The following is a 21,012-nucleotide window of genomic DNA, read 5'->3' as shown; positions in this document are numbered from 1 at the left end:
AAGGGATGGGTGTCACAGCTCAGGATCGAGGATATCGAGCCGAAGCGAGAGTGGGCTGCGGTTGCTCTGGCCCCGTCCGCGGCGACGCTTCACCGCCTCTGCCACCACCGCGGCACGAAGAGTGGCGGCCACGGTGGCTCCGGCGGCGTATCCGAAGCGCACCAGCGCGCGCACTCGTCCCTCGTCGGTCGCGATCGGAACCGGGCCAAGGATCGCGTCCGACGGAAGCGGCAGCTCGTCAAGCGCGGCCAGCGCACGATCGACGGAGTCGGGCAGCCCCTCGACGAGCGCGACGCGAGCGGCCGGCGGCATGTGCAGCGGGGCACGCTCGGCGAGCTCGGAACGCGCGTAACCGGCCTGATTCCAGGTCGCCAATGCCCTCCCCACCGGGCCATCGACGCCCACGAGGTGGATCGGAGCACCGGGGGCTGCGAGGGCCGCGGCGTTCGACCACCACCGCAGGCAGGACTCGCCGACACGCAGATCGGGTGCCTGCAGCATCCGAGAGCCGTCCAGCAGCACGACAGCACGATAGCCGCCGTCGGCGACGGGTTCCGCGCCGCGCGTCGCGACGACCAGCGCGGGCTTGTCGGACACCGTCTCGACAGGATGGGCGCCGTCGGCGATGATGACCCGCACGCCGGGGAACGCGCGTCCGAGCTCGTCTGCAGTGCGCTCACTGCCCGAGGAAGCGAGTCGCAGCTTCGTCGACGAGCACGAAGGGCAGGTCCATGCGCGTGCGGAGCGCCCGCACCACCCGCATACCGGCACTGCCCCGCGATGCCGCGCACCGAGCGGGCCTCCGCAGGGCACGCAGCGCGCCGGAGCACGGCAGTCGGCGCACACCAGACTCGGTGAGAACCCCGGGCGGGAGACCTGCACCAGCACCGGGCCCTCCTCGGTGGCCCTGCGCGCGCTGGCGAAGGCACTGGAATGCACACGCTGCGTCGGCTGCTCCATCTCCTGCGGCGTGCTCAGCACGACTTTGGGCAGCACGCGCCGAGTGGCGTGGATGTCGTTCATCCAACCGCGGGCGACCAGGCGTTCGGCGTCCGTCGTACGGGTGTGCCCCGCCAGCAGCAGTGCAGAGCCCTCCTGCTCCTGGCGCAGCAGCGCGGCATCGCGTGCGTGCACGTACGGGGCGAGCTGCTCGCCGAGCAGCGGATCGCCGTCATCCCAGATCGCCACGAGCCCCGCCTGCACCGGTGCGTAGACGGCCGAGCGATTGCCGACGACGACGCAAGGGGCGTCCTCCAGTGTGCGGAGGAAACCGCGATAGCGGTCGGGGTTGGACTGGCGGGAGTCGTATCGCACGATCGCCTCAGCGGGAAGCAGGGTGTCCAGCGCACTGAGGAGCCTGTCCAGGTCGCGGTGGTCGGGCACGACGAGGATCGTCGAGCGCCCGGATGCCAGCATCCGCGTCGCGGTCGCCGCGAGCAGTTCCGTCCAGCGCAGCACACCGTCACGGATGCCGGGGATCGCCTCGACGGCGCCGCGATGCCCGGCCCCGAGCAGCTCATCGAGATCGGTGTACTCCGCCAGTACGGCATCCGCGCGCTCGATCGCGTCCGCGGTCACCGATGGAGCCTCTGCGTCGGCCTTCCACGCCTTCTCGACGCGCACCTGACGTTTCGGGATGACCAGGCGGAGGATGTCGCTGGCGGATCCGGCCGCACGATCGGCTGTTCTGCGGGCCAGGCGATAGAGCCGCTCCGGCAGCACGGCGGCTGTGGAGACCACGGCTTCGACGGTCGAAAGCGGACGCTCGGCGTCGTCCTCCTCCGCGACCTCGACCACATAGGCGTCGACCATGCGGCCGGCGGTGCGCAGCGGTACGCGCACACGCACACCGATCGGCACGTCGCCGAGCTCTTCCGGCAGCGTGTAGTCGAAGAGTCGATCCAGCTGCGGCAGCGGGGAATCAAGGAGAACCCGCGCGATGCGCCGACTCAACTGCGCGCTCCGTGCGTGGGCATCCGCGCCCCGCGCCCGGACATCAGAGTCCGGCTGCGCGGCGGAGCTCGTCGGCGCGGTCCGTGCGCTCCCAGGTGAAGTCCGCGAGCTCACGGCCGAAGTGACCGTACGCCGCGGTCTGGCGGTAGATCGGGCGCAGCAGATCGAGCTCTTCGATGATCGCCTGCGGCCGCAGGTCGAACACCTGACGGATGGCGTCGGTGATGACCTCGTCCGAGACCTTGCCGGTGCCGAATGTCTCGACGTAGAGCCCCACAGGACGCGCGACGCCGATCGCGTAAGCGACCTGCACCTCGAGCCGCTCGGCGAGGCCTGCGGCGACGGCGTTCTTCGCGACCCAGCGCATGGCGTAGGCGCCGGAACGATCGACCTTCGACGGGTCCTTGCCGCTGAACGCGCCACCGCCGTGGCGCGCCGCGCCTCCGTACGTGTCGATGATGATCTTGCGACCGGTCAGTCCGGCGTCGCCCTTGGGCCCACCCGTGACGAAGGGACCGGCGGGGTTGATGAAATACCGCTCATCAGAAGGCATCTCGAGGCCGGTGCCCTCGAGCACAGGATCGATGACGAGCCGTCGCACCTGCTCCTTGAGCTCGTCCTGCGAGATGTCGGGGTGGTGCTGCGTCGAGAGCACGACGGCGTCGATGGTCTTGGGCGTGAAGCCTTCGTAGCCGAGCGTGACCTGCGTCTTGCCGTCGGGGCGCAGGTAGGCGAGTTCGCCGGAGCGACGCACCGCGGTGAGACGCTCGGCGATGCGGTGCGCCGTGTGGCCGGCCATCGGCATGAGCTCGGGCGTCTCGATCGTCGCGAAGCCGAACATGATGCCCTGATCGCCCGCGCCCAACCCGTCGAGCGCGTCGACCGAACTGCCGTCGCGCTGCTCCTGCGCCTGATCCACCCCGTGTGCGATGTCGCTGGACTGCTCCCCCACCGAGACGCTGACGCCGCACGAGTCGCCGTCGAAGCCGGTCTCGCTCGAGGTGTAGCCGATCCCGTTGACCACCTGACGGACGATCGTGGGGATGTCGACGTACGCCTCGGTGCGGATCTCGCCCGCGACATGCACCAGGCCCGTCGTGACGAGGGTCTCCACAGCGACGCGAGAGCCGGTGTCCTGGGCGATCAGACCATCGAGGATGCTGTCCGAGATCTGGTCGCAGATCTTGTCGGGGTGCCCCTCGGTGACGGACTCAGAGGTGAAAAGGCGCAGCGCGCTCATCGAGGAAGCCGCCTTCACTCAGCGTGGCGAAGGCGAAGCTTGTCCTCGTTGATCTCGTGGAGTGCGATGGTGAGCGGCTTGTCCTCGACCGACGAGTCCACCAGCGGTCCGACGTTGTCGAACAGGTTGCCCTCGTGGAGGTCGGCGTAGTAGTCGTTGATCTGACGCGCGCGCTTGGACGCGTAGATGACCAGCTCGTACTTCGACTCGACGCGGTCGAGCAGGTTGTCGATCGGCGGGTCGATGATGCCCTTGGTGTGGTGTCCGGCCATGGTGGGACCTCCAGATCAGGCGACGGGTTCGTCGCGAAGTCGAATCGGCGGGCGCGCGACCCTTCGACAAGCTCAGGGCCCTTCGACAGGTTCGCGACCCTTCGACAGGCTCAGGGATCGCTCAGCGCGCAGTCGCCTCAGACAATTCTACGACCTCGCGAGCGGCAGTGGCGACGTCCTCGTTCACAATCCGGTAATCGAACTCGCTCTGAGCAGCCAATTCGACCTTGGCGGTGCGCAGTCTGCGGGCGCGTTCCTCGTCGTCCTCGGTGCCTCGGCCGACCAGCCGATCCACCAGTTCGTCCCACGACGGAGGCAGCAGGAAGATGAGCGTCGCAGACGGTTCTGCGGCATGCACCTGGCGCGCTCCCTGCAGATCGATCTCGAGAAGCACGGTCTTGCCTTCGGAGAGAGCCTTGTCGATCGGCGCGCGCGGCGTGCCGTAGCGAGAGCGATTGTGGACGACCGCGTACTCGAGCAGCGCCCCCTCGGCGATCAGCCGATCGAACTCGGCGTCGTCGACGAAGAAGTAGTGCACTCCGTCGATCTCGCCCGGGCGCGGCGGCCTGGTGGTCGCGGACACCGAGAGGTGGATCTCCGGGTGGTTCTCGCGGATGTGCGCTGCGACCGTGCCCTTGCCGACCGCCGTGGGACCGGCGAGCACCAGCAGCCGACTCCGCCCGGACCGTGGCGTCTGCGCGGGAAAGCGTTCATCGAGCCAGCGCTGAAGTGTCACGCGCTGGCGCACTCCGAGCCCGCCGAGCCGCTTCACCGGCGAGATGTCGAGTTCGGCGAGGATGCGATCGCGCTTGCCGACGCCGATGGCGGGCAGCGCGAGCAGGAAATCGGTGATGCGCATGGATCCGGCGACGGATTCCGCGTCGTCGAACGCCTGCGCCGTAATGCTCTGCGGGGCGACGACGCGCATGGTCAGATCGCGTTTGAGGGCGGCTCTGGCGCGGCGCCGTTCGACGGCTCGACGTGCCGCGGCGGCGCGATCGACCTCGGGAACCTTGCGGTCAGACATTCAGTGCCTCCCGGTACTCGGCGGTGCGTGCATCGATCGTCGAGGCGATCGCGTCCGGACCGGCGGAGAGGATGCTGCGACTCTCCGATGCGATGACCATCCAGGCGTGCGCGCCGAATCGTGCACGAAGATCTGCGGGACCCGCGCCCTGCGCGCCGAAGCCGGGGCTGAGGATGGGGGTGGCGGGGGTGAACTCGGCGAGGCCGGCATCCGCCCAGTCCACCGTCGCGCCGATCACGAAACCGAGGCTCGCCCATTCGCCTTCCGGTGTCGACCGGGCGTTGCGTGCGCTGACATCGGCGATGATCGCGGCCGAGACGCTCCGGTCGTCCGCCGCACGTGCACGCTGCACGGTCGCAGCCTCGGGGTTGCTCGTCGCGGCGAGCACGAAGACGCCCTTGCCGGCTTCTTCGGCGAGAGCGAATGTGCTCGCCAGTGAGCCGACACCGAGGAACGGGTTCACCGTGAGCGCATCCGCCTCGAGCGGCGAACCGGGGGTGAACCACGCCGCGGCATATGCGTCCATCGTCGTGTCGATGTCACCGCGCTTCGCGTCGGCGATCACGACGAGACCCGCGTCGCGCGCTGCGGTGAGCACGTCTTCGAGCGCGGCGAACCCCGCGGAACCGAAGCGTTCGAAGAACGACACCTGCGGCTTCACGAATCCCACTCGTTCTGCCGCAGCATCCACTGTTCGCAGACCTAGTTCGCGCACGCCGGCGGCAGAATCCGCCAATCCCCAGGACATCAGCAATGCCTGGTGCGGGTCGATGCCGACGCAGAGCGGACCATGGGCGCCAAGTGCAGCCCTGACGCGCTCACCGAAGCGCTCGGTCATAGGGCTGCCTCTCGCTCGGTCGCGTATTCCTGGAGGCTCTTCACATCGAAGCCCTCGTCGGCGGCGTCCATTCCGCTGACGGCGGCACCGAGAACTGCCATCGTAGTGAACAGCGCCTTGTCCGCGGCGACAGCTGCGGCGCGGATCTCGTATCCGTCCGCCCGTGCGGCACCACCGGAGGGCGTGTTGACGATGATGTCGATCTCGCCGTCGTTGATGAGGTCGACGATGTTCTGCTCGCCGCTGTCGAGCGTCTCGCTGTACTTCGACACCACGGTGACCGCGATGCCGTTGCGCGAGAGGATCTCGGCGGTTCCCTCGGTGGCGACCAGGCGGAAGCCGAGCTGCTGCAGACGGTGCGCGGGGAGGATCACGGCACGCTTGTCGGCATCGGCGACCGAGATGAAGACGGTGCCCGAAGTCGGCATGCCCCCATAGGCCGCGGCCTGGCTCTTCGCGAACGCGGTCGGGAAGTCCTTGTCGATGCCCATGACCTCACCGGTCGAGCGCATCTCGGGGCCGAGGACCGAATCGACGATCTTGCCGTCCCTGGTACGGAACCGCTTGAACGGCAGCACGGCCTCCTTGACGGCGACCGGCGCACCGAGCGGTACGCGCGATCCGTCGGAGACAGGCAGCAGCCCCTCGGTCTTCAGCTCGTCGATCGTCGCGCCGACCATGATGCGACTAGCGGCCTTCGCGAGAGGGATGCCGAGCGCCTTCGACACGAACGGAACAGTGCGGCTCGCCCGCGGGTTCGCCTCGATGACGTAGAGCACGCCGGCGCTGATCGCGAACTGCACGTTCAGCAGGCCGCGCACGCCCACGCCCTCGGCGATCGCGAGGGTGGCGATGCGGATGCGGTCGATGTCGCTGCGTCCGAGCGAGATGGGCGGCAGGGTGCAGCTGGAGTCGCCGGAGTGGATGCCGGCCTCTTCGAGGTGCTCCATGACGCCGCCGATGTACAGCTCGTTGCCGTCGTAGAGTGCGTCGACGTCGAGCTCGATCGCGTCGTCGAGGAAGCGGTCGACGAGCAGAGGGGTGCCTGGGCCGACGATGACCTCGCCTGCCGTGCGCACGAAGTAGTCGCGCAGGCTCGCGGTGTCGTACACGATCTCCATGCCGCGGCCGCCGAGCACGAAGCTCGGGCGCACCAGCACCGGGTAGCCGATGTCCTCCGCGATGACGACGGCGCCGTCCGCATCGATGGCCGTGCCGTGCCGCGGGGCGATGAGCCCTGCCGAGTTCAGCAGCTGCGAGAACAGCTCGCGCTCCTCGGCGATGTCGATCGCCTCGGGGCTCGTGCCGAGCACCGTGTAGCCCGCTGCCTCGATGCCCTTGGCGAGCCCGAGCGGGGTCTGTCCGCCGAGCTGGCAGACGACGCCGAGGATGGTGCCGCTGGCGGCTTCGGCGTCGAGCACCTCGAGAACGTCCTCCAGTGTGAGCGGCTCGAAGTACAGCCGGTCGGAGGTGTCGTAGTCGGTGGAGACGGTCTCGGGGTTGCAGTTGACCATGACGGTCTCGTATCCGGCATCCGACAGTGCGAACGACGCGTGCACGCACGAGTAGTCGAACTCGACGCCCTGGCCGATGCGGTTCGGCCCGGATCCGATGATGACGACCTTGGTGCGCTCCGATGGTGCGACCTCGGTCTCGAAGTCGTAGCTCGAGTAGTGATACGGCGTCAGCGCGGGGAACTCCCCCGCGCACGTGTCGACCGTCTTGTACACCGGGCGGATGCCGAAGCCGTGACGGACTCCGCGCGCCTCCGCCTCGCTGATGCCGCGGATCTCGGCCAGCTGCACGTCGGAGAAGCCGTGCTCCTTCGCGTAGCGGAGCGTGGCGGCATCGAGCTCGCCCGCGGTGCGGACGGTCTCTGCGACCTCGTTGATCAGCACGATCTGGTCGAGGAACCACGGGTCGATGGCCGTGGCATCGAATGCCTGCTCGATCGTCGCGCCCTTGCGCAGCGCCTGCTGCAGCACGACGATGCGGCCATCGGTCGGCGTCTTCGAGATCTCGAGCAGCTCGTCGACGCTGCGCGTCTCTTCACCCCAGTGGAAGCTGGAGCCGCGCTTCTCGAGCGAGCGGAGCGCCTTCTGCAGGGCGGTGGCGTAGTTGCGGCCGATCGCCATGGCCTCGCCCACCGACTTCATGGTCGTGGTCAGCGTCGGGTCGGCGGCCGGGAACTTCTCGAACGCGAAGCGCGGCACCTTGACGACCACGTAGTCCAGCGTGGGCTCGAAGCTCGCAGGCGTCACACCGGTGATGTCGTTCGGGATCTCGTCGAGGCGGTAGCCGAGAGCGAGTTTCGCCGCGAGCTTCGCGATCGGGAATCCGGTGGCCTTCGAGGCGAGGGCGCTGGAGCGCGAGACGCGGGGGTTCATCTCGATCACGATGATGCGGCCGTCGGCCGGGTCGATCGCGAACTGGATGTTGCAGCCGCCGGTGTCCACGCCGACGGCGCGGATGATGTCGATGCCGATGTCGCGGAGCTTCTGATACTCGCGGTCGGTCAGCGTCAGTGCCGGGGCGACCGTGATGGAGTCGCCGGTGTGCACGCCGACGGGGTCGACGTTCTCGATGGAGCAGACGACGACCGTGTTGTCGGCGGTGTCGCGCATGAGCTCGAGCTCGTACTCCTTCCAGCCGAGGATCGATTCCTCGAGGAGCACTTCGTTCGTCGGCGAGTCGTGGAGTCCGGCGCCGGCCATCCGGCGCAGGTCCTTCTCGTCGTAGGCGAAGCCGGAGCCGAGGCCGCCCATCGTGAAGCTCGGGCGCACGACGAGCGGGTAGCCGAGCTCGTCGGCCGCGGCGAGCACCTCGTCCATTGTGTGAGCGATGCGACTGGCCGCGACGTCTGCACCGGAGTCGAGCACCAGCTGCTTGAAGATCTGGCGGTCCTCGCCCTTGTTGATGGCCTCGAAGCTCGCGCCGATCAGCTCGACGTCGTATTTCTCGAGGATGCCGTGGTTGTGCAGCTCGATCGCGGCGTTCAGGGCCGTCTGGCCGCCCAGCGTCGGAAGGATCGCATCCGGCTTCTCCTTCGCGATGATCGTCTCGATGACCTGCCAGGTGATCGGCTCGATGTAGGTCGCATCGGCGAAGTCGGGGTCGGTCATGATCGTGGCCGGGTTGGAGTTTACGAGGATGACGCGCACGCCCTCCTCGCGCAGCACGCGACACGCCTGGGTTCCGGAGTAGTCGAACTCGCAGGCCTGACCGATCACGATCGGGCCGGATCCGATGACGAGGACGGAATTGATGTCGTCGCGCTTTGGCATTACTTGGCGTCCTTCTGGGTGGCAACGACCAGGTCACGGAACCGATCGAAGAGGTAGTTGGCGTCGTGGGGGCCGGCCGCAGCCTCGGGGTGGTACTGCACCGAGAAAGCCGGGATGTCGAGAGCGCGAAGACCCTCGACGACGTTGTCGTTGAGGCCGACGTGGCTGACCTCGACCTTTCCGTAGCCGTTCGGGCTGTCGAACGCGCCCTCGAGCGGCGCCTCGACCGCGAAACCGTGGTTGTGTGCGGTGATCTCGACCTTGCCGGTGCTCTTGTCGAGCACAGGCTGGTTGATGCCGCGATGCCCGAAGGGCAGCTTGTAGGTGCCGAGACCCAGTGCGCGACCGAGCAGCTGGTTGCCGAAGCAGATGCCGAAGAACGGCAGGCCGTCATCGAGCACGTTCCGCAGCAGCGCCACGTGCTCGCCCGATGCCGCCGGGTCACCCGGACCGTTGGAGTAGAACACCGCGACCGGATCGACCGCGCGGATGTCTTCGATGGTCGAGGACTGCGGCAGCACGTGCACCTCGAAGCCGCGTGCGGCGAGGTTGTCGATCGTGGCCTGCTTCACGCCGAGGTCGAGCACTGCGAGGTTGCCGATGCGCTCCCCCAACGCCGTCGTGACCTCGGCGACATCGACCGAGACCTGCGCCGACAGGTTCTGGCCGCTCATCTCGGGGGCCTCCTGCACGCGGCGCAGCTGCTCATCAGCATCCAGCGCGGCGTCCGCGCCGGAGAAGATGCCGCCTCGCATGGAACCGGCGGAGCGGATGTGCCGCGTGATCGACCGAGTGTCGATGCCGCTGATGCTGACGATGCCGTCGCGGACGAGGATCTCGTCCAGAGAGGCGTTCGCGCGCCAGTTCGACACGACACGGGAGGGGTCGCGCACAATGTAGCCGGCGACCCAGATGCGTCGCGACTCGGTGTCTTCGTCATTCATCCCGGTGTTGCCGATGTGGGGCGCGGTCTGCAGCACGATCTGGCCGGCGTAGGACGGATCGGTCAGCGTCTCCTGGTACCCGCTCATGCCGGTCGAGAAGACGACCTCGCCGAGCGTGGTCCCCTGCGCGCCGTATGCGCGCCCGACGTGACGGGTGCCGTCTTCGAGGACGAGGACGGCGGGGTCTGGGAGTGTCATGATTCGGCTCCTGTGTCGTTCGCGGGGATGAGCCGCTGGAGTTCTGAGATGAGGTTCTGGGGATCGCCGGCCGTGACGCGCAGGTACGAGTCGACGATCGTGTCGTCGGACACGTTCCATGCGAGTCGCACGAGACCGTTCGGCTCGACGACACGGTCGATCGTGACCGTCGCACGGTCGACCTGAACGAGTTTCGCGGATGCGAGGAAGACCGTGGGCGCGCCGTCGAGGCAGAGCGCGGCGCCACGATCGGTCACCGCGATCTCACCGCGGGCACGGTATGCCAGCGGCGTGATCGCCAGACGTTCGAGCGGCTGGTCGTGGCGTGTCGTCGAGACGTACAGCACCTCGTGCCTGGCCAGGACCTCCGCGTGCTCCGGGACACCCACCGGCGCGACGTGCACGCCGTCGCGTCGCAGGCGTCGTCGCCATGCCAGATACATGGACACCAGGACGAGCACCGCCAGGACGATGGTGATGGCGACAGCGATGTCCCGCATGCTCACTTCCCCTCCCTGCGGCCGCTCGGTGCATCGCATGAGTGGAGTTCTTCGACGACGGCGCCGGATTCGACCGTTACGACGCCGTGGTGGATCGTCCACTCGACGCGGCCGGGAAGGTCGCGCCCGAGATACGGCGAGTTCCGGCTGCGACCGTGCAGATCGGCAGCGGTGAAGGTGCCCTCCCGCGAGGCGTCGTACAGCGTGATCTGCGCAGGCTGACCGGCTTCGAGCGGAGTGCCGTGACCGTCGAGAAGTCCGATGCGTGCGGGCGCCTGACTCATGACGCGGGCGACGTCGGCCCATCCGATCAGGCCGGTCTGCACCATCGACTGATGCACGACGCGCAGCGCGCTCTCGAGGCCGACCATGCCGTTCGCTGCGGCCTGCCATTCGCAGGCCTTGTTCTCGCTGGGATGCGGGGCGTGGTCGGTGGCGACGATGTCAATAGTGCCGTCGGCCAGTCCCTCGCGCACGGCGAGTACGTCCTCTTCGCGACGAAGCGGCGGGTTCACCTTGTACTTCGCGTCATAGCCGCGGACCAGTTCGTCCGTGAGCAGCAGGTGGTGCGGAGTGACCTCTGCAGTGACGTCGATACCGCGCTTCTTGGCCCAGCGGATGATGTCGACGGAACCAGCGGTGGACAGGTGGCAGACGTGCAGGCGTGAGCCGACGTGCTCGGCGAGAAGCACATCGCGCGCGATGATCGACTCCTCGGCGACGGCCGGCCATCCTGCGAGTCCCAGCTCTGCGGAGACGACGCCCTCGTTCATCTGGGCGCCCTCGGTCAGCCGCGGATCCTGTGCATGCTGGGCGATGACACCGCCGAAGGACTTCACGTACTCGAGTGCGCGGCGCATGATCAGCGGATCGAAGACGCAGAATCCGTCGTCGCTGAAGACGCGCACCTTGGCGCGTGAGGTGGCCATGGCGCCGAGCTCAGCGAGGCGTTCGCCCTTCTGCCCGACGGTGACGGCGCCGATCGGCTGCACGGTGGCGTAGCCCGCCGCCTCTCCGAGGGCGAGTTCCTGCTCGACGACGCCGGCGGAATCGGCGACCGGTGACGTGTTCGGCATCGCGAAGACCGCGGTGAACCCGCCGGATGCTGCCGCCCTGGTGCCGGTGAGGATCGTCTCGGACGCCTCATAACCAGGCTCGCGCAGGTGCGTGTGCAGGTCGACGAGGCCCGGCAGTGCGATGAGGCCCTGCGCGTCGATGACTCGGGCGCCGGCCCGGCTGAGCCCGCTGCCGATCTCGGCGATGATGCCGTTCTCCACCACGATGTCGGCGCTGTCCGCGCCGAGAAGCTGTGCCCCGGTGATCACGAGGGTGTCCATCAGCTGCCTTCTCCTCGTTCGTCGTCTCGTTCTCCTGCCAGCAGCAGGTAGAGCACCGCCATGCGCACTGACACCCCGTTGGTGACCTGTTCCAGCACCGTCGAGCGCGGCGAGTCCGCAGCTTCGGCGGAGATCTCCAGGCCGCGATTCATGGGTCCGGGGTGCATCACAATGCTATCGTCCGCAAGCGTGGCCGCACGCACGGCGTCCAGCCCCCAGCGCCGGGAATACTCCCGCTCACTCGGGAAATACGCGGCGTTCATGCGTTCCAGCTGAATACGCAGCATCATCACCGCATCCGGACCGTCGGCGAGAGCCTCGTCGAGGTCGTAGACCACGCGCACCGGCCACTGCGACACGTTTTGCGGCACCAGCGTCGGCGGCGAGACGAGCGTGACCTCGGCGCCGAGTGTCGTGAGGAGCCAGACGTTCGAGCGCGCGACGCGCGAGTGCAGCACATCCCCCACGATCACGACGCGGATGCCGGAGAGGTCTTGGCCGCGGCTATCGGCCCCGAATCGGCGCTTGCGGATCGTGAAGGCGTCGAGCAGCGCCTGGGTCGGATGCTCATGCGTGCCGTCGCCGGCGTTGATGACGCCCGCGGTGATCCAGCCGCTGGTCGCGAGTGTGCGCGGGGCGCCGGAGGCGTGGTGGCGGATGACGACGGCATCCGCGCCCATGGCCTGCAGAGTCTGCGCGGTGTCCTTGAGACTCTCGCCTTTCGAGACGCTCGACCCCTTGGCGGCGAAGTTGATGACGTCGGCGGAGAGGCGCTTCGCGGCGGCTTCGAACGATATGCGCGTGCGTGTGGAGTCCTCGAAGAACAGGTTGACCACGGTCTTGCCGCGCAGCGTCGGCAGTTTCCTGTTCTCGCGGGTCTGGGTGTCGGACATGTCCTCTGCGACGTCGAGGATGCGCAGTGCGCTCTCGCGATCGAGGGTGCGGGTGTCGAGGAGGTTCCTCATTCTCCGATCGTCACCTCCTCTGCGCCATCGTTCTCGAACAGGCGCACGTTCACGCGCTCCTGGCGGGAGGACGGAATGTTCTTGCCGACGAAGTCGGGACGGATGGGGAGCTCGCGGTGACCACGATCGACGAGGATCGCCAGACGCACGGTCGACGGGCGGCCGATCGACTGGATCGCGTCGAGGGCGGCGCGGATGCTGCGCCCGGAGAACAGCACGTCGTCGACGAGCACGACCGTCTTGCCGTCGATGCCGCCGGCGGGGATGTCGGTGGGCTGCGGCGACCTGGTGGGCTGTTTCGCTAGATCGTCGCGGAACAGGGTCACATCCAGGGAGCCGGTCGCGACCGAGGTCTGGGAGATGCTGCTGACCAGCGCGCCGAGGCGATGTGCGAGAGTGACGCCGCGGGTCGGGATGCCCAGCAGGACGAGGTTCTCGGCTCCTCGATTGGATTCGAGGATCTCATGCGCGATACGGGTCAGAGCCCGCGAGATATCGGCTTCATGCAGCACAGTTCGTGCGCTCATTCACCGCTCCCTTCTCCGCCTCTCCGGACGGTGTTAAAGGTTGCTTGCTCGTATCAGTCTAGGGGTCGGTTCAGGCGCCGACGACCTCGACGCCGCGCTCGCGCGCGACATCCGCGAGGCGACGATCGAACGTGGCGAGCGTAGCGCCGTTGGATTCTGCACCCGCGAGGACACAGCAATCCGGCATCTTCAGACCGGTTTCGGCGCGTAGAAGCGCGAGGCGCCGGGGCTCGTCAATGGGTGCTTGCAACCGCTCGACGCCAAGAGTACCGATTGCTCGTTCTGCGACATCGATCACATTCCGCTTCGCCGGTCCGACCAGGCTCTCCGCGATCGAGATCTGATGCATCGCCAGTTCCTCTTCTGTGTCGAGAAGCTCCATCGTTGCTGTTGCATGTGCATCGCCTTCAAGAAGGTGCGCAATCATCACACTTGCGTCCAGGACGATCATTCCGGCCAGTCCTTTCGGAGATCATCGAGATATCCCGGCGGGTAGACGTCAGGGCCGAAGATGCCCCGAGTCTCGTCGAGCGCTCTGCGTCGCGCGACACGACGGGCTGCGCGAACGGCCGCGAGCGACTGTCCCCCTTCGACAGCGAGCCTCGCCACCAGTTCGGAATGCGGGACTCCGGGCCATTCTTCGGCGGCGAGTTCGAGCGCATCGCGCAACGCGGGCGTCTGCGTGACTTGGATGCGGGTCAATGTCGTGGGCATGACGCCACTGTACCACCGACATCATCAGTGGTACAGGAGCATGCGAACGCCTGGCACGGCGGAGACGAGCGCTGCACGCTGTGCACATGAGCGACACTCAGAGAACCGCGACGGAGACCACAGGTTCACGTCGCCGTGCGGAATCGTACGACCGCGCCGACTCGGTGAGGTACTCGGGGCGCTTGTGACGCCGGCTGTGTTCCTCGCGTCGATTCCGGTCGCCCTGCTGGTCGATGCGAACAGCGCGAAGCTGGCCTGGGCCGCACTCATGGTACTCAACCCCGTGGTCGCTGTGCTGCTCGCACGGCGACCGGTCCCCTCGACGTGAGGCTCAGGCGCCCAGGCGCAACGCCGCGTCGGTGACTTCGTCGACCTTCGTGGCGCGAATAGGATGACCGGTGGTGGTCAGGCACTTGCCGGTCTTCAGGTCCCACTTCCAGTCGTGCATGCTGCAGGTGAGCACGCCCTCGTCATCGACCTTGCCGGTCTTGGTGAGGTCGGCTCGAAGGTGCGGGCAGCGGCGCTGGACGACCCAGTCGCCGACTTCAGCATCCTCGGTCTGATCTGTCTGCTCGGAGTACCAGTTCTCGACGTACTCGATGCGATCCACTGACAGGCACTTGAGGAACGTCGTGAGGAACTCGTTGAACTTGCCGCTGCGGCCGACATGGAACTGCATCGACAGGAAGATCGAGTTCGACCAGTCGATCTCGTGATCGCGGATGTTGGTGGAGACCAGATCGGCGGGGATCGTGTACCAGTAGATGCACTCCTCCCCCGCGTACTCGCGGACCTTGGCCCGCGGGAAGTCGACCACCATGTCCAGATCGCCGATGCGGAACCGCACGCAGCCGCCGACGCCGAGGCGGATGGTGCGCGACTTCTTCAGCAGCGGTTCCCACCACGCCTTGAGGGTCGCGAGCATCTCGTCCGGCGCGATGACGCCCGCACGGGAGGCCTCCTCGTCGCGGATCTCCTGCTGGCGGCTCGCGCGCTGCGACTCGAGGTACTCCCACTTCTCATCGAACACGTGGGCGATCTCGGCATCCGTGTACAACGTCTGCGTGATCGTCATGTCGGCGTGATCGAGTTCGACGACCGTCCCGGGCACGAAGAGCTGCCCGTCGTACTGCGGCGCCTGCTCCTTCAGATGCGCGATGAACTGCTTCTGGTCCGTGAAGATCGAGTCGTCATCGAGTCCGAAGCCGTTGTACTTGAACAGCTCGTCGCGCAGGAACATCGGCGGACCGGCCATCGGGAACACATGAGGCGCATCGACCTTCTCGATGTAGAACATCGCCCGCTTGTTCTGCGCATCGCGCTTGAGGCGCGCGAAGTTCTGCTTCGCGTCCTGCGGCAGGTCGTAGACCATGGGCCACCAGATCGCTCCTGAGGTCTGCGTGAAGTACGCATCGGGCTTGCCGAAGCTGAGGAGCTTCTCGAGGTCGAGCGGGTGCGAATCGTTCTGGTTGAGCACGGATGCCGTGCCGTCGTCGACGCTGAGCGACGAGTCGCCGATCGGGCCGTCGCTGGGGGCACGCAGCGGCGTGATCATGATCTTCAGCTCACCGCGTTCGATGACCTCACCTGCCGGCGCATAGGTGATGTTCTCGTACCCGAGCGCGCGGATGTCCTTCTCGAGATCGTCGATCGGATAGTCAGGCAGCAGCACCTCGATGTCCTTGCGGATGTACCGCTCGAGAAGCGCGGGATCGAAGTGATCGCGATGGCGATGCGAGATGTACAGGAAGTCCGCCTCGCGTCCCAGCTTCTCCCAGTCGAGACCGCGGTTGTCGGGGAACGGGAACCAGGAGCCGTAGAACGAAGGGCCCATCACCGGGTCGCAGATGATGTTTCCGCCGACCGTCTCGATGAACATTCCGGCGTGGCCGAGCCCCGTGATCCGCATTGCGCTCCTTCTGAGATTGACCTCACGATTGTACCCGGGGGCCACTGAGCGCGAGGTGCGACCGGGCAGGGCGGGACGATCTCGCTGGTGGGCTCAGCGGACCGCGGCCGCACGCACCTGCACGATCGCCGTCTTGAACTCCGGCATCGCCGAGACGGGGTCGGTGGCATCGCTCGTCAGCAGGTTCGCACTGTGGGCGCCGGCGAAGTGGAACGGCAGGAACACTGTATCCGGCCGGATGGAGACACTCGTCGCGACCTTCGCCGTCACGGTACCGCGGCTGTTCTCGAGCGTGGCCCGGTCTCCGTCGCCGAGTCCGCGGTCAGCCGCGGTGGATGGATGCATCGTCACTTCGAGAGCATCGCGCGCGGCCATCAGCTCCGGCACCCGCCGCGTCTGCGCACCGGACTGGTAGTGCTCGAGCAGACGTCCGGTGATGAGCGTGAGTTCTGATCCGGTCGCCGCACTCTCGAGGCGGACGCCGACTGACACCGGCACGATCCGGGCTCGGCCGTCGGGATGCCGGTACCCGCCGAGCAGCGGGCGCGGTGTGCCCTCGCTTCCGCTCGGGTACGGCCAGTACGCCTCGGTGTCATCGTCGAGAAGTTCATGGCTGAGCCCGGAATAGTCGGCGACACCACCCGCGGAGGCGCGCGCCAGCTCGTCGAACACCAGGGCCGGATCGACGTCGAAGCGACCCGGCGCATCCAGCCGACGGGCGAGCTCTGCGAAGATCCACAGCTCGCTGCGCACGCCGCCGGGCGGATCGACCGCACGCCTGCGACGGATCACCCGGCCCTCGAGGTTCGTCATCGTGCCCTCCTCCTCCGCCCACTGCGTGACCGGCAGGACGATGTCCGCCATCGCCGCGGTCTCGGAGAGGAAGAAGTCGCAGACCACGAGAAGATCCAGGCGTGCGAGCCGATCGCGCACGGCGCCCGCATCGGGTGCGGAGATGACGGGATTGGACCCGTGCACCAGCAGTGCGCGGATCCCATCCGGCACGTCGATCGAGGCCAGCAGCTGCACGGCAGGCAGACCAGGACCGGGCAGGTCCTCTGCCTGTACTCCCCATATCGCAGCGACATGGGCTCGTGCGACCGGATCCATGATCTTGCGGTACCCGGGCAGTTGATCGCACTTCTGACCGTGCTCGCGGCCGCCCTGCCCGTTGCCCTGTCCGGTGAGCGTGCCGTAGCCGCTGCCATGTCGCGTGGGAAGTCCGAGGATCAACGCCAGGTTGATGGCGGCAGTCGCTGTATCGGTGCCGTTCGCATGCTGCTCGACACCGCGGCCCGTCAGGATGAAGGTCTCCTCCCCTTCCGACAGGCGCCGCGCCACATCTCTCAGCACGGCGACAGGCACGCCGGTCACCTGCTGCACGCGGGCCGGCCACCATGCGGCGACGCTGCGGCGCAGGTCATCGAACCCCAGGGTGAGCTCCTCGATCGCGGTGGCGTCGTACAGCCGTTCCGCGATCACGATGTGGGTGAGGCCGAGCAGCAGCTCGAGGTCGCTCCCCGGCGCAGGCGCCAGGTGTGTCCCCTGCCCTTCTTCGGTCAGTCTCGCCGTCGCACTGCGACGCGGATCGACCACGATGAGGCCGCCGGCCTCACGGACGCCGGCGAGGTGCGAAAGGAAAGGCGGCATGGTCTCTGCGACGTTCGAACCGAGCAGCAGCACGGTCTTCGCCGCGTCCAGGTCGGTGAGCGGAAACGGCAGTCCGCGGTCGATGCCGAACGCGCGGTTCGCGGCTGCGGCGGCGGACGACATGCAGAAGCGTCCGTTGTAGTCGATGCGCGATGTACCGAGCGCGATACGCGCGAACTTGCCCAGCTGATAGGCCTTCTCGTTCGTGAGACCGCCTCCCCCGAACACGCCGATGCTGTCCCGTCCGTGCTGGCCCTGCAGTGCACGAATGCGCCGAGCGAGAGTGTCGAGCGCCACTGACCACTCCGTCGGCACGAGCTCACCGTGCGCGTCACGGACGAGAGGTGTGCGGATGCGGTCGTCCGAGTCGAGCAGCGCCGAAGAGGTCCAGCCCTTCCTGCACAGACCGCCGCGGTTGGTCGGGAAGGAACGGCCGGTGACCGTCAGGGAAGGCTCACCGATCGCGGCGTCCAGGGCTCTGGGCGTGAGCGTCATCGCGCACTGCAGAGCGCAGTACGGACAATGCGTGTGCGTATCGACACTCATGCCGGTGCGACCTGCGCTGAAGAGGTGAATCGCTCGATGAGTTCGACCAGGCGTGGCTTGCATCCGCCGCAACCGGTGCCCGCACGCGTGTCGCGTCCCAGGCAGGCCACGGTGTCATTGCCCCTGGCCACAGAGTCCCCGATCGCCTCCACATTCACGCCGTTGCACAGGCACACCGTCGTCTCGGGAGCGAACGCGTCTGAACGTGCGATTGCGCTGTCGTCCGCACCGTCCATCCGCAGCAGCAGCGAACGATCGGCCGGCAGTTCCCCTCGTCGGTCGTACAGCAGCGTCAGCTCGGCCGCTGTGCGGGGCATCCCGACGCTCGTGAAGGCTTGGAGAACACCGCCCCTGGTGACCAGCTTGAGATAGCGGCCGTGCTGAGGATCGGCCCACTGCGCGACGTGACGCAGTGGCGCAGAGTCGTCGGGCGGCGATGCATCCCAGATGTCGACGTCGACGTCACCCACTGCCGCGACATCCACCCTGTCCGCCTTCAACATGACGACGCAATCCCGCTCCGCCGGTGGCGCCGCGGGAAGAGCAGCACAGGCGGATTCAGCCACGAGGCGACGGGCGAGCCACTCGGCCTGCCGCCATCCGGGACCGATCAGTCCGGAAGGTGCACCGGGCAGGCGCGTCAGTGCATTCGTCTCAACCGTGCGCTCCACGACGTGCGCGCAGTCGCCGATCGCGAAGACATCGTCGTCGCTCCAGGAACGCAGTTGTTCGTCGACCACGATCCCTGCCGCCGTGCGGATACCCGCTGCGGTCGCGAGCTCAGCTCGGGCTCCGACTCCGCACGACAGCACCAGCAGGTCGCCGCGAACGTAGTTGCCGTCTGCCGTGACCAGCGCGTCGAATGCCGGCTCCCCGTCGTCGCCCGTGCGGAAGCCGACAGATTCGGCACGACTGTGCGCGTACACCTCGACGCCCGCCTCCCGCAGTGCGCGCGAGAGCACGATGCCAGCGCCTCGGTCGAGACTGCGGGGCATGGGCGTCGCCCCGTGATGCACCACCGCGACCTCTGCGTCCGCACCGGCCGCCAGCAGAGCGAACTCCAGCCCGAGCACACCGGCGCCCAGCACGACCAGTCGCGCCCCTTCGCTCACTGCCGCACGAACACGCTCGGCGTCTGCGAGATCTCGCAGCACCGTCACCCCGTTCGGAAGCACGGGATCCGCGCCGATGACGCTGGCACCCGATCTGGCCAGCGAGTCGACGTCGAAGGCCGGCCGGTGGATACCGGTCAGCGTGGGTATGTTGGCGCGCGCCCCGGTCGCGAGCACCAGTCGGTCATAGGCCACCCGCTCACCGTTCGAGAGCTCTATCTGCTTGATCGCCCTGTCCACGCTGACTGCCCTGGTGCCGAGGCGCACATCGACCCCCGCCCGCATGCTCTCCTGCGGATCGTGCAGGGTGATGCCCGCGGCATCCGCTCTGTCGACCGCCAGCTCGGCCACGAGAACACGGTTGTACGGCGCATCCGACTCAGCCCCGATCACGGTGAGAGCCATCGAACCGGTCTTGACCGCAGGAAGCAGCTCCTCGCACAGCCGCGCGCCGACGGGGCCGAACCCGACGATCACGACTCGGAGCGGTGGAGCGCCTTCCGACACGTTCAGATCCGCCGTCCGTCGAGCGAGGCGCGTGGCACGGCGTAGGCGAGGGCTGTGATGACGAGGAGTACGAGGTAGGCGATACCGAACCCGACGAACGCGGCCTGGTACCCGCCCGAGGCGAGCTGCGAAGCGTTCAGCACCTGGGGCACGACGAAGCCGCCGTACGCTCCGATCCCGGCGATGAGTCCGAGTGCTGCTGCGGCACGACGCGCCACCATCGCAGCGTCGCCCTCTCGTCGCGCGATCGCCCTTGCGGAGAAGACGATGGGGATCATCCGGTACGTCGAGCCGTTCCCCACTCCGGTGGCGGCGAACAGCACCAGGAAGCAGACGAGGAAGAGCCAGAACTGCTCGAGCGCGAGCACACCGAGAATGCCGAATGCGCCGACAGCCATCACGGCGAAGGCCGCGATGGTCACCCGGGCGCCGCCGAAACGGTCGGCCAGACGCCCGCCCAGCGGTCGGAAGACGGAGCCGACGAGCGCGCCGAGGAACGCCAGGGACACGACGGCGGCGCCGACATGCAGACTTGAGAACTCGGGAAACTCATCCACGATCAGCTTCGGGAAGACGCTGGAGAATCCGATGAACGATCCGAAGGTGCCGATGTACAACAGTGAGAGCAGCCACAGGTGCGGTTCTCGCAACGCCGCTGCCGATCCCGCGAAATCGGCCTTCGCCGAGGACAGGTTGTCCATGTACCGCCAGGCACCCCAGGCAGCGAACAGGATGAAGGGCACCCACATCCAACCGGCCAGTGGCAGACCGAGACCGATCCCTGCACCGATCGAGACGACGACCGGCACGAAGAACTGTGCCACCGAAGTGCCGAGGTTGCCGCCCGCGGCGTTGAGGCCGAGAGCCCAGCCCTTCTCCCGCTGAGGGAAGAAGTACGTGATGTTCGCCATGGAGCTGGCGAAGTTGCCCCCGCCGAAGCCTGCGAGCCCGGCGATCACCAGCATCAACCAGAACGGCGTCTCAGGGTTGCCGACCGCGACCGCCAGCAATGACGCTGGGATCAGCAGCAGCACAGCGGAGACGATCGTCCAGTTGCGTCCGCCGAAGCGCGGCACCATGAACGTGTACGGAAAGCGCAGCGTCGCGCCGACGAGGCTCGGCACTGAGAGCAGCCAGAACGTCTCCGCGCTGGTGAAGGTGAAGCCCGCAGCAGGCAGCAGCACGACGACGACGCTCCACAGCTGCCAGACGATGAAGCCGAGGAACTCCGCGTATATCGACCAGCCGAGGTTGCGTCGTGCGATTCGGCGGCCCTCGGTGCGCCAGAACTCGGAGCTCTCGGGGTCGAACCCGTCGACCCACCGCCCCGGCCGGCGAGTGAGCACGACCGGACGTGCGTGCTGATCCTGTGTTGCTGCGACGGACGAGATGACCACGGCTGACCCCCTGATGCGCGCGGGTCCGAGACTTCCGGACGGTACGGCATCGACGATAGGAGGACGCTGTTTCGGGAGATCGCGGGATTCGT

18 protein-coding genes are annotated in these 21,012 nt (G+C 67.5%); 1 reads left to right on the top strand and 17 read right to left on the bottom strand.

Annotated elements, in window-relative coordinates:
• Window positions 1–12: 12 nt before the first annotated feature.
• The 13 genes from J1M43_RS08875 to J1M43_RS08815 all read right to left on the bottom strand — a co-directional run bounded on the left by J1M43_RS08875 (window position 13) and on the right by J1M43_RS08815 (window position 13,799).
• The gene (locus J1M43_RS08875; protein WP_160175066.1) at window positions 13–1,953 is read right to left on the bottom strand and encodes a primosomal protein N'; all 1,941 of its coding nucleotides are present in this window, start codon (window positions 1,951–1,953) and stop codon (window positions 13–15) included.
• Between the two features lie 43 nt (window positions 1,954–1,996).
• A complete protein-coding gene (metK, locus tag J1M43_RS08870) occupies window positions 1,997–3,193 on the bottom strand; it encodes a methionine adenosyltransferase (protein ID WP_033107314.1) in 1,197 nt (398 codons plus the stop codon).
• Between the two features lie 14 nt (window positions 3,194–3,207).
• The gene (gene rpoZ, locus J1M43_RS08865) at window positions 3,208–3,465 is read right to left on the bottom strand and encodes a DNA-directed RNA polymerase subunit omega (protein ID WP_033107065.1); all 258 of its coding nucleotides are present in this window, start codon (window positions 3,463–3,465) and stop codon (window positions 3,208–3,210) included.
• 121 nt (window positions 3,466–3,586) lie between these two features.
• Window positions 3,587–4,492, bottom strand: coding sequence for a guanylate kinase (gene gmk, locus J1M43_RS08860; RefSeq protein WP_033107066.1), 906 nt, complete (start codon window positions 4,490–4,492; stop codon window positions 3,587–3,589).
• Window positions 4,485–5,330 carry an orotidine-5'-phosphate decarboxylase gene (pyrF, locus tag J1M43_RS08855; RefSeq protein WP_033107067.1) on the bottom strand — a complete coding sequence of 282 codons (846 nt, stop codon included), beginning with the start codon at window positions 5,328–5,330 and terminating at the stop codon, window positions 4,485–4,487. The genes gmk and pyrF overlap by 8 nt, the downstream gene beginning before the upstream one ends.
• Complete coding sequence (gene carB / locus J1M43_RS08850) at window positions 5,327–8,614, bottom strand: carbamoyl-phosphate synthase large subunit (protein WP_033107068.1); 3,288 nt, start codon at window positions 8,612–8,614, stop codon at window positions 5,327–5,329. The genes pyrF and carB overlap by 4 nt, the downstream gene beginning before the upstream one ends.
• Window positions 8,614–9,756, bottom strand: a complete 1,143-nt coding sequence (gene carA / locus J1M43_RS08845) for a glutamine-hydrolyzing carbamoyl-phosphate synthase small subunit (RefSeq protein WP_206476496.1) — start codon at window positions 9,754–9,756, stop codon at window positions 8,614–8,616. The genes carB and carA overlap by 1 nt, the downstream gene beginning before the upstream one ends.
• Window positions 9,753–10,256 carry a hypothetical protein gene (locus J1M43_RS08840; protein WP_234000227.1) on the bottom strand — a complete coding sequence of 168 codons (504 nt, stop codon included), beginning with the start codon at window positions 10,254–10,256 and terminating at the stop codon, window positions 9,753–9,755. Before J1M43_RS08840 ends, carA begins: the two co-directional genes overlap by 4 nt.
• Before the next feature lie 2 nt (window positions 10,257–10,258).
• The gene (locus tag J1M43_RS08835) at window positions 10,259–11,596 is read right to left on the bottom strand and encodes a dihydroorotase (protein WP_374058529.1); all 1,338 of its coding nucleotides are present in this window, start codon (window positions 11,594–11,596) and stop codon (window positions 10,259–10,261) included.
• The gene (locus J1M43_RS08830) at window positions 11,593–12,558 is read right to left on the bottom strand and encodes an aspartate carbamoyltransferase catalytic subunit (RefSeq protein WP_033107071.1); all 966 of its coding nucleotides are present in this window, start codon (window positions 12,556–12,558) and stop codon (window positions 11,593–11,595) included. The genes J1M43_RS08835 and J1M43_RS08830 overlap by 4 nt, the downstream gene beginning before the upstream one ends.
• The gene (gene pyrR, locus J1M43_RS08825; RefSeq protein ID WP_033107072.1) at window positions 12,555–13,085 is read right to left on the bottom strand and encodes a bifunctional pyr operon transcriptional regulator/uracil phosphoribosyltransferase PyrR; all 531 of its coding nucleotides are present in this window, start codon (window positions 13,083–13,085) and stop codon (window positions 12,555–12,557) included. Before pyrR ends, J1M43_RS08830 begins: the two co-directional genes overlap by 4 nt.
• A gap of 70 nt (window positions 13,086–13,155) precedes the next feature.
• A complete protein-coding gene (locus tag J1M43_RS08820) occupies window positions 13,156–13,536 on the bottom strand; it encodes a PIN domain-containing protein (RefSeq protein WP_033107073.1) in 381 nt (126 codons plus the stop codon).
• Complete coding sequence (locus J1M43_RS08815) at window positions 13,533–13,799, bottom strand: hypothetical protein (protein WP_206476493.1); 267 nt, start codon at window positions 13,797–13,799, stop codon at window positions 13,533–13,535. Before J1M43_RS08815 ends, J1M43_RS08820 begins: the two co-directional genes overlap by 4 nt.
• A 184-nt stretch (window positions 13,800–13,983) precedes the next feature.
• On the opposite strand from J1M43_RS08815, the gene J1M43_RS08810 reads away from it, so the two are divergent.
• Window positions 13,984–14,127 (top strand): hypothetical protein, encoded by a 144-nt coding sequence (locus J1M43_RS08810; protein WP_206476492.1) that lies wholly within the window; start codon window positions 13,984–13,986, stop codon window positions 14,125–14,127.
• A gap of 3 nt (window positions 14,128–14,130) precedes the next feature.
• Here the strand turns inward: J1M43_RS08810 and J1M43_RS08805 are convergent, their stop codons facing one another.
• The 4 genes from J1M43_RS08805 to J1M43_RS08790 all read right to left on the bottom strand — a co-directional run bounded on the left by J1M43_RS08805 (window position 14,131) and on the right by J1M43_RS08790 (window position 20,914).
• Window positions 14,131–15,708: a Rieske 2Fe-2S domain-containing protein gene (locus tag J1M43_RS08805; RefSeq protein ID WP_033107075.1), complete on the bottom strand. Its 1,578-nt coding sequence runs from the start codon at window positions 15,706–15,708 to the stop codon at window positions 14,131–14,133.
• Window positions 15,709–15,801: 93 nt separating this feature from the next.
• Complete coding sequence (locus J1M43_RS08800) at window positions 15,802–17,904, bottom strand: molybdopterin oxidoreductase family protein (protein WP_206476491.1); 2,103 nt, start codon at window positions 17,902–17,904, stop codon at window positions 15,802–15,804.
• Window positions 17,901–19,523: an FAD-dependent oxidoreductase gene (locus J1M43_RS08795; RefSeq protein ID WP_234000232.1), complete on the bottom strand. Its 1,623-nt coding sequence runs from the start codon at window positions 19,521–19,523 to the stop codon at window positions 17,901–17,903. The genes J1M43_RS08800 and J1M43_RS08795 overlap by 4 nt, the downstream gene beginning before the upstream one ends.
• Before the next feature lie 2 nt (window positions 19,524–19,525).
• Complete coding sequence (locus J1M43_RS08790; RefSeq protein ID WP_307823536.1) at window positions 19,526–20,914, bottom strand: nitrate/nitrite transporter; 1,389 nt, start codon at window positions 20,912–20,914, stop codon at window positions 19,526–19,528.
• Between the last annotated feature and the right edge of the window lie 98 nt (window positions 20,915–21,012).

It is taken from the genome of Microbacterium sp. KRD172, assembly GCF_017168295.1.
GTDB classification, from domain to species: Bacteria; Actinomycetota; Actinomycetes; order Actinomycetales; family Microbacteriaceae; genus Microbacterium; species Microbacterium profundi.
The sequence above is the reverse complement of the archived record's forward strand: the minus strand, read 5'-3'. Positions and strand labels throughout refer to the sequence as shown.

Bases quoted from the DNA above. Each gene is read 5' to 3' on its own strand.
- metK (WP_033107314.1), bottom strand. From the start codon at position 3,193: ATGAGCGCGCTGCGCCTTTTCACCTCTGAGTCCGTCACCGAGGGGCAC.
- rpoZ (WP_033107065.1), bottom strand. From the start codon at position 3,465: ATGGCCGGACACCACACCAAGGGCATCATCGACCCGCCGATCGACAAC.
- gmk (WP_033107066.1), bottom strand. From the start codon at position 4,492: ATGTCTGACCGCAAGGTTCCCGAGGTCGATCGCGCCGCCGCGGCACGT.
- pyrF (WP_033107067.1), bottom strand. From the start codon at position 5,330: ATGACCGAGCGCTTCGGTGAGCGCGTCAGGGCTGCACTTGGCGCCCAT.
- carB (WP_033107068.1), bottom strand. From the start codon at position 8,614: ATGCCAAAGCGCGACGACATCAATTCCGTCCTCGTCATCGGATCCGGC.
- carA (WP_206476496.1), bottom strand. From the start codon at position 9,756: ATGACACTCCCAGACCCCGCCGTCCTCGTCCTCGAAGACGGCACCCGT.
- J1M43_RS08840 (WP_234000227.1), bottom strand. From the start codon at position 10,256: ATGCGGGACATCGCTGTCGCCATCACCATCGTCCTGGCGGTGCTCGTC.
- J1M43_RS08830 (WP_033107071.1), bottom strand. From the start codon at position 12,558: ATGAGGAACCTCCTCGACACCCGCACCCTCGATCGCGAGAGCGCACTG.
- pyrR (WP_033107072.1), bottom strand. From the start codon at position 13,085: ATGAGCGCACGAACTGTGCTGCATGAAGCCGATATCTCGCGGGCTCTG.
- J1M43_RS08820 (WP_033107073.1), bottom strand. From the start codon at position 13,536: ATGATCGTCCTGGACGCAAGTGTGATGATTGCGCACCTTCTTGAAGGC.
- J1M43_RS08815 (WP_206476493.1), bottom strand. From the start codon at position 13,799: ATGCCCACGACATTGACCCGCATCCAAGTCACGCAGACGCCCGCGTTG.
- J1M43_RS08805 (WP_033107075.1), bottom strand. From the start codon at position 15,708: ATGCGGATCACGGGGCTCGGCCACGCCGGAATGTTCATCGAGACGGTC.
- J1M43_RS08800 (WP_206476491.1), bottom strand. From the start codon at position 17,904: ATGAGTGTCGATACGCACACGCATTGTCCGTACTGCGCTCTGCAGTGC.